We start from the raw sequence: 12,879 nt of genomic DNA on the forward strand, positions 1-12,879 counted from the left end.
TAGTAATCCGCACCCCACGCATCAGATAAGATTAATCAGTAGTAAGTCGATAAAATTCCTGACCCCAAAGATTATAAGCCCAAATTCCCAAGCTAAAACTACCTAAGCAGAGGATGGTGAGCATCAGGAAAACTTGCCACCTATTGTAACCCGCTTCCTGAAGTTCTAGACGACCGAGGATAGTGGCAGCTAACAGAATTAAAGCTCGACTAAATACCGCCCACTTGTGGAAGATAAAGACTACCGCCAAAGACCAGCCAAGAATTGATAATACAGCGCTAATATCGTTTTTAAACCAACTGCGGAAAAATACTGGCATTAAGTGACTAAACAGAGTTAATCCTAGGGCAATTGAGAGGATAATCCCTATCGCTAGGATATAGATGATAATTTCTAGCCATTCGCTAGTGAGAGTCCAATTCATCTCATCACCGCGGGCAAGTAACCAATCACTCCATGACAAACGCTCACGGGCGATCGACCAGCCAAACAGCCCATAGACCGATGGTATTAGAAAAGTTAGTAGTACAATGCGCCAAAACATAATCAGTTATCAGTTATCAGTTTTGAGTTATTAGTTAAGTACCTAAGCAAAATTAATTACACACTTCGATGAAGCTTTTGCCTCTTGCCTATTGCCTCTTGCCTATCTTCACTGGGAAATTTATTTTGCATGACTACTTATCAGTTTTGAGTATTAAGTGAGCAGTATGTATTAAGTGAGCCTGATCAAATGCCAGTTTACTACTGTCTTTTCACTGATTACTGTTTACTGCTTACTGATCACTGATCACTGTTTACTGATCACTGAAAAAAGTTAAGCCTGAAGCCTGAAAGAGACGAAAATTGCCCCTTTTTAGACTTCAGACCCGTGGAGTTGTCCCGATCGCTTAGGACATATACTGGATGATAAAGTCGAAGTAGGGGGCTGCTTCCACAGCATCCTCTTGAGTCAAAAGACCTAAAGCGGCCTCTTTGAGACAACGAATCGCTTCCACCATACCGGGGACGGGAACATTAAGAGAGTTATACATCTCTTTGACCCCGACCAGGCCGGTTTGTTCGATCGGACCCTTATCTCCGGCTAATACCCCATAGGTAACTAGACGCAGATACCAACCATAATCGCGCAAGCATTGATTATATTGACGCTGACCGTAGGCATTACCCCCCGGCGCTCTATAATCGGGACGTTTCTTGAACAGTTGTTTTTGAGCCTGATCGACGATTTTTTTCTCATTTTCAGCGAGAGTCTCGGCAATGCGAATTCTTTGCTCACCGGTTTTTAAAAATTGCCCGATACCCTGTAGTTCACCACTACTAGGATAACGAAGTTCGTCGTCGGCTTTGAGGATGACTTGGCTAACTACGCTCATAATATCAAGGTAAATTCTGATAACATTCTGTAGTTTATCTCAGGTCGGGGTCTGGAAGTCGAGTCATCTCTGTCGGGTGGGCAATTCCTAAAAATCTGTAATATTTCGTTATGAGTTTCCCCGGCAGCCTAGTTACTCTCTAGAATGAATGTATTAGTGATCAGGAGTGAGGAGATAGCAATTGAGATGTCACCCTACACCGATTAACTTGAACCCGATAACTGGTAATTAATATGGAATTTTTAGCACCCTTGCTGTTTATAGCGGGCATTCTGGGGTTAAATGGCTTTAAAATCGATCGAGAATACCAGCGTGGTGTTATCTTTCGCCTAGGTCGTTATCAAGACACCAAAGGCCCGGGACTATACTGGATCATTCCCCTAGTTGACCAAAAAATGCAGGTGGATATTCGCACCAAAACCGTCGATATCGCCCCGCAAGAAACTGTCACCGCCGATAATGTCACAATTAAGGTTAATGCGGTTCTCTACTATCGCATTATCGACCCGGGCAAAGCGATTAATAAAGTCGAATCCTATCCCACAGCCGTTTATCAAGCGGCCATGACCACTTTAAGAAATGTAGTTGGTCAAAATCATCTCGATGATGTCTTGCAAAAACGAGACAAAATTAATCATGCGGTCCAACAAATTGTCGATGAAATTAGCGAACCTTGGGGCATCGATATCGAACGGGTGGAGATGAAAGATGTGGAAATTCCCACCGGTATGCAGCGAGCTATGGCCAAGGAAGCGGAAGCATTGCGAGAAAAACGGGCCCGTTTGATTAAAGCTGCCGCAGAACAGGAAGCCTCCCTAAAATTAGCGGAAGCTTCCCGATTAATCATGGAAAATCCCGCCGCTTTGGAATTGCGCCGCCTACAAATGTTAACCGAAATTGGAGCGGAAAATAACACCAGTACCGTGATTATGCTCCCCTCCGATATCTTAAATCTGGCTCAAAAATTAACCGAAAAAAAATCATAAAATGGCTCAATTGTCAATAGCCAAAAGGGTTAATTTTCTCCGGTGTGTTAGGTTGGTTTAACACACCTAAAATTGTTAATTAACGCATGGTGACAAATTCCTCGGCAGCACTGGGGTGAATGCCGACAGTAGCATCAAAATCGGCTTTTGTCGCCCCCATTTTTACCGCAATGGCTACTCCTTGAATAATTTCGGCGGCGTGATCTCCTACCATGTGCGCCCCAAGGATTTTACCACTTTCCTGATGGACAACTAATTTCATCAAAGTTTTGTCCTCTCGGTCTGGTAAAACATTGTAACCGGGGCGAAATTTAGACCGATAAACTGTAATCTCCGTGTCACCATATTGTTTTTTTGCTTGCAATTCTGTTAATCCCACCGTCGCCGCTTCAGGAGTAGAAAATACCGCCGAAGGAACATTTTCATAACTCATTAACCGGGGTTTATTACCAAAGACTGTATCGGCAAAAGCGCGCCCCTCATTAATCGCCACGGGAGTTAAATTAATTTTATCGGTACAATCGCCCACGGCATAGATATTATCTTCGCTGGTTTGGCTATACTCGTTGACGACAATTGCTCCATTTTTTACCTCGACATTGACATTCTCTAAGCCCAATTTTTCCAGCTTAGGAATTCTTCCAGTAGCGGCTAAACCTAGGGCATCAACAAATAAGATTTCTGAGGTTTCTTTCCCCTGAATATGTACCTTTAAACCCTCGTCAGTTTTCTCGATCGAAGTGGGGAAAGTTTCGGGCATAATTTTAATTCCCTGACGGATCATTTCTGCTTGAATCTCATCGCGGATATCCTCATCAAACCCTCTTAAAATCTTGTCTTTACGGATTAACTGCACTACTTCCGTCCCTAATCCGTGCATAATACCAGCAAATTCTACCCCAATATATCCCGCCCCTAAAACTATAATTCTTTTTGGTTGTTCTGGCAGTTGAAACATGGCATCAGAAACTACTGTATGTTCTATCCCTGGAATATCGGGTTTAACGGGATGTCCCCCCACGGCAATTAAAATTTTATCGGCAGTAATTTTCTCCTCTCCCACCTCTAGGGTATGGGTATCAAGAAACTTGGCATAATTAGGAAAAAGCGTCACTTGGGAATTATCGAGCATCTTTTGATAAATGCCATTTAAACGGATAGTTTCCTGATTAACGGCGCTGATTAATTTTTGCCAATTTAACTGACTCTCTACTGGACTCCAACCGTAACCTTCCGCATCCTTAAATAGTTGCGGAAAACGACTAGAATAAACCATTAATTTTTTGGGAATACAACCGCGATTAACACAGGTTCCTCCCAAGCGATCGTATTCTGCTAATCCCACTTTTGCCCCGTATTCGGCTGCCCGTCTAGCGGTGGCAATACCCCCAGAACCACCACCAATCACGAATAAATCAAAATCATAACTCATAAAAATATCCTCGCGAATGTATAGAAATTTGACGGAATCAAGAAACTTTCTGGGCAAAAAAGGATAGAGAATATCTCGGATCAATCCCTAACTGAATCTATTCAGTAACTAGCACAATATGGTCACTAATGCTGCTAAATTAGAGTCAATTTATCCACTGCCAAGATTTAATTCTATGCTAACACGCCGCTCGAAATTATCTTTTCTCTTGGGGACTTGTTCCCTATTTCTCTGGGTAAACCATCCCCTCACCCTCGCAACCCCCATCAGTAAAGACAATTCTCCCCCTTCCCAGTTTATCTGTCCGGCAGACTTAGCCACCAGGATTGATCGCATTTTAGCCCGCCCCGATTATCAAGGCGCTTATTGGGGAATTTTAGTAAAATCCCTCAATTCTCAGGAAAATCTCTATAGTCTCCACGAAAATAACTTTTTTACTCCCGCTTCTACTGCGAAATTATTAACCACTGCCGCCGCTTTTAGCAAATTTAACCGCGATTATCGTCTGAAAACCCCCATTTTAGCCCAAGGCAACCCCCCCGATTTAGAGACTTTAACCTTAGTCGGGAGGGGAGATGCCACCATAACCACAGAAAAGTTAGAAAAATTAGCAGAAAAGTTAAAAGCAGGGGGAATTAACTCAATTTCTCGCTTAATTGTCGTTGCTAATCCTTTTGTAGTCTCCGATAGTCAAAAAACTTGGGAATGGGAAGATGTCTTTTTTGACTATGCTGTACCCGCTTCTAGTTTGGTTTTAAACGAAAATTCCGTCACTTTAAGGCTTTTACCGCGACAATTGGGGCAAAGCTTAGATTTACAGTGGTCTGATCCCATTGCCGCTAAACAATGGCTAATTGAGAATCAAACCAGCACTGCAGCGCAAGGAACCCCGAATACTTTGGCAATTAAGGGCAATTTAGCCAGTAATCGCCTGATTATCACCGGTTCTCTGCCGATCGATAGTCAAGATGATTTTAATTTAGCTATTCCCCAACCCTCGGAATATTTCTTGGCTCGCTGGCGTAATATTCTTGAAAAAGCGGGAATTACCGTTAAAAACGCCGAAATTAGCTCAGAAATTCTCGGTTATGAAATCACCAATTTAGAATCAGAACCCCTAGCATATTTGGTGGAAAAAGTCAATAAAAATAGCGATAATTTACTAGCCGAAACCCTACTACAAATGCTCGGCGGTGTGTCGGGATTGCAAGAAACTTTAACAAAACTGGGAATTAACAGCGATAGTTATAAAATCGGCGACGGTTCGGGGCTGTCACGACAAAACCTGATTAAACCCAAGACTTTAGGTCAAATATTACAACTAATGGCAGAAAACCCTGATTATCGGCGTTCTTTAGCCATTGGCGGCATTGATGGCACTTTAACCAATAGATTTCGCCAGACTCCCCTAGAAGGACGATTACAGGCAAAAACCGGGACTTTAACCGGAGTTACCGCTCTCGCCGGTTATCTAGAAACCGCGGACAATCAACCCCTAATCTTTAGCATAACCGTCAATAACAGCGATAAACCCGCCACCACCCTCAGAAACGGCATCGATGAGGTGATTTTGCTCCTAGGACAGTTAAAACGCTGTTAATCTTTAGGAGACGGGAGATGGGGAGATAGGGAGATAGGGAGATAGGGAGATAGGGAGATAGGGGGATAGGGAGATAGGGAGATAGGGAGATAGGGAGATAGGGAGATAGGGAGATAGGGAGATAGGGAAATTTCAGCTAAATTCCCCCACTACCCCAACACCCCACTTCCCCAACACCCCACTTCCCCACTTCCCCAACACCCCACTTCCCCACTTCCCCACTTCCCCACTTCCCCACTTCCCAATTCATAATTCATAATTCATAATTCCCACTTCCCCAACCCGCAACTAATTCGATCGAGCCATTTAATCACAGAAGACTGTATACTTTTGTAAAAATTGCTTCTAGCTGACTTGTAGATTAATCGAGGGAGTTATTGATATATGTATATAGTTCAGGTTGCCTCTGAGTGCGCCCCGGTGATTAAAGCCGGGGGATTGGGGGATGTGGTATATGGATTGAGTCGAGAATTGGAAATTCGCGGTCATTGCGTGGAGCTAATCCTACCCATGTATGATTGTATGCGCTACGACCAAATTTGGGGCTTACACGAGGCTTATCGGGACCTGTGGGTGCCTTGGTACGGTGGCGCAATTCACTGTAACGTTTTTTGTGGTTGGGTACACGGGCGCTTGTGTTTCTTTATTCAACCCAATTCGGGGGATAATTTCTTTAATCGCGGCACTTACTACGGTTGTAAAGACGATAATATGCGTTTTGCCTTCTTCTCTAAAGCCGCTTTAGAATTTTTGCTCAGAAGTAATAAACGTCCCGATATAATTCATTGTCACGACTGGCAAACCGGTTTAATTCCACCCTTACTGTTTGAAATTTATAAATATCATGGTATGGGCAATCAGCGCGTTCTCTACACCATCCATAACTTTAAACACCAAGGATTTGGAGGTGCAGAAATTCTCTGGGCAACAGGATTAAATAACGATTCTTACTACTTTAGCTATGCCCGACTGCGTGATAACTTCAATCCTTTTGTGATTAATTTTATGAAAGGTGGCATCGTTTTTGCCAACTATTTCAATACCGTCTCGCCCCACCATGCCTGGGAAGCACACCACACTGATGTTAGTTACGGTTTAGGACACACAATTCACCAGCATCAACACAAATTTACTGGTATTCTCAACGGTTTAGATTACAATATCTGGAACCCAGAAGTGGATAAATTTATTGCTGCACCCTACGGTGTTGATAGCTTCTCCGAGAAGGCACGCAATAAGAAGGCACTGCGAGAAAGACTCTGGTTAAGAGATGAGGCAGAAAAACCCTTAATTTGTTATGTCGGTCGTTTAGATGACCAAAAAGGCGTACATTTAGTTCACCATGCCATGTATTATGCCTTAGCTCGTGGGGCGCAATTTGTCCTCTTAGGTTCCGCCACCGAATCGTTAATTAATAACTGGTTCTGGCACGAGAAAAATCACCTCAATAATAACCCTGATGTCCATATTGAATTGGGCTTTAATGAGGAATTATCTCACCTGATTTATGCGGGTGCTGATATGATTGTGGTTCCCAGTAATTTTGAACCCTGCGGACTGACACAAGTAATCAGCTTAAAATATGGAACTGTTCCCATCGTCCGGGGAGTTGGTGGTTTAGTTAATACGGTTTTTGATCGGGATTATGATACCTATCACAAACCGGAAGAACGCAATGGTTTTGTCTTTTTTGATCCCGATAATAATGCCCTCGAATCAGCCATGTCCCGGGCATTAGAATTGTGGTACACTCAACCAGAAGAATTCCAAAAATTAGCGATTCAAGGCATGGAATGCGATTACTCTTGGAATAGCCCCGGGGAAGAATACGTTGCCCTCTATGAAATGATTCGCCACAAATAAGCTGTCTTGTCTCTAGCAATTCCCTGGCAGTTGTCAACAGAAATTCGAGGAATGGATTTGTTGAAATTTCCAGGGTAATTGCTTTAGTTTTGACCGACTCCTAACCCCACCAAAAAACTTTTTTAGTAAACCCTACCTAGTAGAGCAGAAATGTTAACTTTGCTTGGTATTCTTGGGTGAGGGTATGACTAACTCCCAAAATCTGAAATATGGCTAACATGGCTTTTCTTGCCCCATCCTGACGATATTTTCTGCTTTCTTCCACCAGGCTGATCAGTTTATCTAAAGCGGCGGCATAATCTTCTTTTAAGGCGAAATTAATCCCAGTAAAAAATATCGGATCGAGGGGATTATTTTCTGGTTGTAACTGTTGAAATTCTAGGAGAGTTTTCCAACCTTTGATAACAGGGTTTTCCTCTTTAATAGCACTGATTAATCGATAAGCATCTGACCATTTTTCTAGACGCATGAGAAATTTTACCGCCATAATAATCAATCGCTGTTCGTTGGGATATTTAGGAAAAAGACGATCAAATAATTGTTTGGCTGCGGGCAAATTATCGAGGGCGATCGCTTCTTGTATTTCTGCTAATCCTGTTTCTAATTCCGATTGTAAATCGAGACGGGAAAATAAGTCTCTAATTTGTTCTTCTGGCAAAGCACCGACAAAACAGGGTAACACTTCTCCCTTGCTGACAATTCGCACATCGGGAACTCCTTCTACATCGTATTGTTCGGCTAATTCGGGATTTTTATCTATATCTATTTTGGCCAAGATAAAATTATATTCACTTGCTAGTTTTTCTAGCATCGGTTTTACCAATTTACAGGGTCCACACCAGAGAGCATAAAAGTCTAAAATCACTGTATTTAGATAGGACTTCTCGATCACTTCACTGTCAAAATTTGTCCCATCTACCTCGATAGAATATCCCATCTATTTCTCCTCTAATAACTTATTTTTCAGCTAGTTTTGTCTCACTTATCTCTTTTACCCAAAGGGCTAACCCTCCCCCTCGTCCCCGGGCTGCTATCATTGTTTCTGTGATCAAAAAATAGGCAAAAAACGCCTGTTTTTTGATACTTTCTTGATAAAAATTAGCTTCACTTACTTGGCCATTTCTAATAAAACCTGAATAGAGAGAGAGATTAAATAGGGTTAGGTTGAGCCTGGTGAAATCAAAGGCAAGAAGACGGGTTTTAGGAAAAAACTTAACCGGACCGCTTACAGATAGTTTTACTGCCCCTAAAAATATCTGATTGCTGACGGTTCCAGAGATAAATTCTCCCGGTTCTAAGCTCTCATTTCTTTGGTAAGAGATGGTAATTTTTAACCAAGATGGTAGATAGCGCCCCTTACCCAAAACAATTCCCGCTCTCTTTTTCGCTTTTTGAGTTCCCGTGATCAAGTATAATCGCCAAGTACCGACTAAAGCCTCAAAAGTAAGATTTTCTTTAGTTTTTTTATGGTTTTTTTCTGTTGCTAATAGAAATTCTAGCAGTTGAGAGACAGGGTGGCGATTATCATCCTTAAGTATTAGGGGTGAGTCGAGATTTATAACCATGATTTCAGACAGTGCCAAAATATTTTAACTGAAGCTACCGAACTCGAAAAAGTGATCGATAAACCGGTTGACTCTTATTATAAGTGGACTTTTCCCTCTCCGTTGCTACGGGAAAAATATTTTCCGCTAACCAGGGGGTTTGATGTTGCCGAACAAAATGGGGATGTGCTTGAAATCTCTCCGTCATTTCCAGGGCGATCGATTCCACATCCGACTGTAAAAAAACCCAGCCTCCAGATACCATATATTGAGCCAAAGCTATGACTAATTCCGGCTGCACGACTCGACGCTTACTGTGACGCTGTTTAAACCAAGGATCGGGAAATTGAATCGACACCCAAGATAACTTATCTGCGGGCAAAGATTGCAGTAAAATTTCTGGAGAAACATTGATATTGCCAAAAACAAAAGCGAGGTTTCTTAATCCTAACCTTTCCCGTTCCTGATTCGCTTCCATTACCAAAGGTTGACGAATTTCAATCCCCAAAAAATTAATTTCTGGATATACTTGGGCCATTTGTAACAAAAATTTACCCCGCGCACAACCAATATCAAGATGGAGAGGTGGTGTCATATCCTGATAAACTTGATTCCAATCGGGGGGAGCGATCGGATGGCGATATTTATGACTTAAGGGATTGACGTGCTGACGAACGCGAACTTTAGCCAAAGATATTTTCTCCTCATTTCTCCTCGATCAATCTAGTTTACCGATATTTAGCCCAATTGAATGCGATGAATTTCCGTTTCGCCATTCTTAGCGATCCTCATATCGCTTTACCCACAACCATTTTGAACCATTCTAATCGCTTTCATCTGGTGGAAGTGAGTATTCCCGCTTTAAAAATTGTTTTAGACCATCTCATCACCCTTAACCTCGATTTTCTGCTGATTGCTGGCGATTTAACCCAAGATGGTGAACCAGAAAATCATCGTTGGTTAGCCGATTGTTTAGCCACTTTACCCTTTCCCGTCTATGTGGTGCCAGGTAATCATGATGTTTTGAGTTTAACCGCAACAGAAAACCAGATCGGTTTAGCTGATTTTCCCTTTTATTATCAACAATTTGGTTACAGCAACTCCGAACAAATATACTACCAAAAAGAAATTTTACCCGGAGTGCAATTAATCGGTCTTAATTCTAATCAATTTGATGACCAAGGTAAACAAATTGGCAGTTTAGATGCAGAACAGTTGCAGTGGTTAAAACAGACTTTACCCGCGCTAAAAAATGATCTAGTGATGGTGATGATCCATCATAACGTTATCGAGCATTTACCCAGACAAAGCAATCATGAATTAGGTAAACGCTATATGTTGACTAATGCGGTGGAACTGCTCGATATACTACAGGAAAACGGCGTAAAATTGTTGATTACTGGCCATCTCCACGTGCAGGATCTGGCTTTTACTAGAGGTATCTATGAAATTACCACCGGTTCCCTCGTCAGTTATCCCCATCCCTACCGGGTGTTAGAATATTGCGAAAACACAGGAGAATTAGCCATAGAATCCTTTCATCTGCAAAATATACCCGGATGGGAGAATTTACCCGCTCTTTCTCGGCAATGGTTAGGCGATCGCTCTTATCCTTTTATGATGCGTTTATTAACCTGTCATCCCCTCAATCTTCCCGTGAGTCTAGCGGAGGAATTAGCCCCAAAATTACGCAATTTTTGGGCAGATGTGGCCCAAGGTGACACAATCTTCGATTTTAGCGATTTTCCGCCCCTAGTACGCCGTTATTTCTACGCTTTCAGTGCCGTCGATCCCCTCGGTAATCCTCATTTTATCGACAATCAAGCGGTAATTAGTTTCCAGCATCAGTTTACTTATCAGCGCTCAGACTTGCTGGTAGAGTTGAGAGAATAGCTGCAATAAATAATTAACTATAGCTTATAGTTATGGTACGCAGCCGCTATCTTGGCAGAAAATATCAAAAAAAATCAATGGAAGCAATTAAAAAGGAATTTAAAAAAATCGGTTCTCTTACCCTCTTTTTTTTCTTGGCTTTCGGTTATATTCTTCTGATCATGAAATTATTTCTGGAAGAGTATTCGATTACCACCTACGTTTTGGGTAAAGCAATCGTAGGAGCGATCCTCGCGGCAAAAACCGTGGCCATTCTCGACGCAGCCATGAAGCTAGAATGGTTAGAAAATCGTCCCCGTTATGTTAGTGTTCTGTATCGAACCTTTGTTTATACCCTAGCAGCACTGATTCTCGGCTCGATCGAGGGTTTTCTGGAAGCTTATCGGATAACGCGGGTAATTTCGGAGGCAATGGCCAAATTTTGGCAAAGGGAAAGTTTCTCTCAAATCCTTGCGGTTACTCTCTGTCTCGCAGTGGTTTTTTGTCTCCACAATCTCTGGCACGAAATCGATCGCTATTGGGGTAGAGGCAAATTGAGAAAATTTTTTCTCGATCGCTCCTAAGGGACTTGCGTGGGAATAATATCCCAATCGATCGGAGGGCGCAAGCTTTGCGCCCCTACAGTAACGGATTTTGTCCACAATGTAGGGGCGAACTGCGTTCGCCCAAAAGGTACATTATCAAAGCGCAAGTCCCTAAAGTACAGCAGTTATCTTAATGGTGAAGTTTTCCTTTTGGGGAGTCGGGAGATAGGATTTAGGGAGATAGGGATTTAGGGAAATTTCAGCTAAAGTCCCCACTACCCCAACACCCCACACCCCCACACCCCACTTAAGAAGTATGTACGATCGCCCTATCTTTCGCGGGCAACCCCTGCTAGGATAAAATACGGGTGAAAAATTGCTAATCCAAGGAGTACAGACGTGATTGAACCTTTAGTGCTAGGGATTGTCCTAGGCTTAATTCCCATTACCCTCGCGGGTTTGTTCGTTGCCGCCTATTTACAGTACAAACGGGGCAATCAATTCGGCTTAGACTAAATCTATCATGCCAATCCCCCGAATTGAGAAAATCTCCCGTCAAGCTAGGCACTAGACGGGAGATTTTCAACAGGACAAATTTGCCGCTTAACAGATTGTGGCTGCCGGCGTTGCCATCCCTGCAAAACTTATCTGTCTTGGGAGAGCGATCGCCTGAAAGTAAGAACTAAACGGCTGTTAAACTAGGAAAACGAATGACAGTCTCCGTATATTCGGGAACCCATCCAGCGGTAGTGGTGAAGTAACGTACTGCTTTAACCCGTTTACTAGCAGTGAGGTGAAACCAGTGTTCGCTATGGGCGGGAACATTGATATATTCTTGAGGTTGAATAGTTAATTCTCCCTGAGAACCATCGGGAAAGACAAAGCCAAAAACCCCCTCCCCATCAATGATATAACGCACCTCATCGTCAGCGTGGATGTGACAGCGCTCGAATTTGGCCAGTAAAGTGTCAAGATTGGGAGTTTCAGGGTGTAAAACGATTAAATCTCTAGCTTGATAACCCGCTTCTTGCTTTAGTTGCTCAAAATAACCGTCTAAGCTGGTTAAAACTATTTCTTTTTCTTCTTCAGTCAGAGAAGCTTGCTTAAGTAGCTGACGGGTGGCCTCGTTTTCGATCGGCCAATAGTTTAAAGTAACATTTAATTTAGCCAATTCCAGACTAATATCGGCTAACTGGGTATAGGTTGTCCCATTCTCTAAGCGTAGTATCGCCATTGGTTATCATCCTCAAGATTACTTTTTCTATTTTAAAGTTTTCCAGAGAGAAACCGCTCGATTTTTTGCCCCTCGACCCCTTGTCAGTTCCTAGGATTTTCTGCTGAAAAATGTTACTATGTCCTATGTATGGGGAATTAGCTCAGTTGGTAGAGCGCTGCGATCGCACCGCAGAGGTCAGGGATTCGAGTTCCCTATTCTCCATTTGCTAGAGATATTAACCGCTTCTTAAGGTTCAAGAAAGATTATGAACCAGTGTAAACTCGCCAAAAAGATGCTACTTTTATTTCTGGAGAGAATAGCAGAGGATTACTCACAGAAGGGCTAAAAGACTCAACTTGTGATGGTAATTTTCCTTATTTCCCCAATTGGTTATCCCATTTTGTCTCTGCCTTAAAGCTTTATTTTTGTCTGTATCAGTTGTTAC

At 42.5% G+C, this 12,879-nt stretch carries 13 protein-coding genes and 1 tRNA gene; 7 read left to right on the forward strand and 7 right to left on the reverse strand.

Translation table 11 applies throughout. The features are described 5' to 3' along the window. Positions 1 to 31 precede the first annotated feature (31 nt). Together ACE3JL_RS12240 and ACE3JL_RS12245 are read right to left on the reverse strand one after the other, a co-directional pair. Positions 32 to 544, reverse strand: a complete 513-nt coding sequence (locus ACE3JL_RS12240; RefSeq protein WP_150975884.1) for a hypothetical protein — start codon at positions 542 to 544, stop codon at positions 32 to 34. A 346-nt stretch (positions 545 to 890) separates the two neighbouring features. Beyond that, on the reverse strand, positions 891 to 1,376 hold the full coding sequence (locus tag ACE3JL_RS12245; protein ID WP_271988370.1) for an allophycocyanin subunit alpha-B: 486 nt from the start codon (positions 1,374 to 1,376) through the stop codon (positions 891 to 893). 233 nt (positions 1,377 to 1,609) lie between these two features. Here ACE3JL_RS12245 and ACE3JL_RS12250 point away from each other — a divergent pair, with 233 nt between their 5' ends. Beyond that, entirely contained in the window at positions 1,610 to 2,362 is a 753-nt protein-coding gene (locus ACE3JL_RS12250; RefSeq protein ID WP_271988369.1) for a slipin family protein, read from the forward strand. A 79-nt stretch (positions 2,363 to 2,441) separates the two neighbouring features. Here the strand turns inward: ACE3JL_RS12250 and gorA are convergent, their stop codons facing one another. After that, on the reverse strand, positions 2,442 to 3,794 hold the full coding sequence (gene gorA / locus ACE3JL_RS12255; protein ID WP_271988368.1) for a glutathione-disulfide reductase: 1,353 nt from the start codon (positions 3,792 to 3,794) through the stop codon (positions 2,442 to 2,444). A gap of 175 nt (positions 3,795 to 3,969) precedes the next feature. Between gorA and dacB the strand changes: the two genes are divergently transcribed. Then, positions 3,970 to 5,394 (forward strand): D-alanyl-D-alanine carboxypeptidase/D-alanyl-D-alanine-endopeptidase, encoded by a 1,425-nt coding sequence (gene dacB / locus ACE3JL_RS12260; protein ID WP_271988375.1) that lies wholly within the window; start codon positions 3,970 to 3,972, stop codon positions 5,392 to 5,394. A 384-nt stretch (positions 5,395 to 5,778) separates the two neighbouring features. Continuing rightward, a complete protein-coding gene (gene glgA, locus ACE3JL_RS12265) occupies positions 5,779 to 7,257 on the forward strand; it encodes a glycogen synthase GlgA (protein ID WP_375327595.1) in 1,479 nt (492 codons plus the stop codon). A 136-nt stretch (positions 7,258 to 7,393) separates the two neighbouring features. Here the strand turns inward: glgA and ACE3JL_RS12270 are convergent, their stop codons facing one another. The 3 genes from ACE3JL_RS12270 to trmB are packed head-to-tail and all read right to left on the reverse strand — an operon-like array spanning position 7,394 to position 9,492. Beyond that, complete coding sequence (locus tag ACE3JL_RS12270; protein ID WP_271989758.1) at positions 7,394 to 8,194, reverse strand: tetratricopeptide repeat protein; 801 nt, start codon at positions 8,192 to 8,194, stop codon at positions 7,394 to 7,396. Positions 8,195 to 8,213: 19 nt separating this feature from the next. Next, positions 8,214 to 8,822 (reverse strand): hypothetical protein, encoded by a 609-nt coding sequence (locus tag ACE3JL_RS12275; RefSeq protein WP_271989757.1) that lies wholly within the window; start codon positions 8,820 to 8,822, stop codon positions 8,214 to 8,216. A gap of 34 nt (positions 8,823 to 8,856) precedes the next feature. Then, positions 8,857 to 9,492, reverse strand: coding sequence for a tRNA (guanosine(46)-N7)-methyltransferase TrmB (gene trmB, locus ACE3JL_RS12280; RefSeq protein ID WP_271989756.1), 636 nt, complete (start codon positions 9,490 to 9,492; stop codon positions 8,857 to 8,859). 65 nt (positions 9,493 to 9,557) lie between these two features. Between trmB and ACE3JL_RS12285 the strand changes: the two genes are divergently transcribed. The 3 genes from ACE3JL_RS12285 (at position 9,558) to petG (ending at position 11,734) form a co-directional block, all read left to right on the forward strand. Then, complete coding sequence (locus tag ACE3JL_RS12285) at positions 9,558 to 10,694, forward strand: metallophosphoesterase family protein (protein WP_375327596.1); 1,137 nt, start codon at positions 9,558 to 9,560, stop codon at positions 10,692 to 10,694. Between the two features lie 77 nt (positions 10,695 to 10,771). Continuing rightward, the gene (locus ACE3JL_RS12290; protein WP_375329610.1) at positions 10,772 to 11,257 is read left to right on the forward strand and encodes a hypothetical protein; all 486 of its coding nucleotides are present in this window, start codon (positions 10,772 to 10,774) and stop codon (positions 11,255 to 11,257) included. 360 nt (positions 11,258 to 11,617) lie between these two features. After that, complete coding sequence (gene petG, locus ACE3JL_RS12295) at positions 11,618 to 11,734, forward strand: cytochrome b6-f complex subunit V (RefSeq protein ID WP_002738052.1); 117 nt, start codon at positions 11,618 to 11,620, stop codon at positions 11,732 to 11,734. 166 nt (positions 11,735 to 11,900) lie between these two features. On the opposite strand, the gene ACE3JL_RS12300 is transcribed toward petG, so the two are convergent. Then, entirely contained in the window at positions 11,901 to 12,452 is a 552-nt protein-coding gene (locus ACE3JL_RS12300) for an acireductone dioxygenase (protein WP_271989753.1), read from the reverse strand. 131 nt (positions 12,453 to 12,583) lie between these two features. Here ACE3JL_RS12300 and ACE3JL_RS12305 point away from each other — a divergent pair. Next, positions 12,584 to 12,656: transfer RNA gene (locus ACE3JL_RS12305), tRNA-Ala, on the forward strand. Positions 12,657 to 12,879: the final 223 nt, after the last annotated feature.

It is taken from the genome of Microcystis sp. BLCC-F210 (assembly GCF_042134685.1).
Classification (GTDB): Bacteria; Cyanobacteriota; Cyanobacteriia; order Cyanobacteriales; family Microcystaceae; genus Microcystis; species Microcystis aeruginosa_D.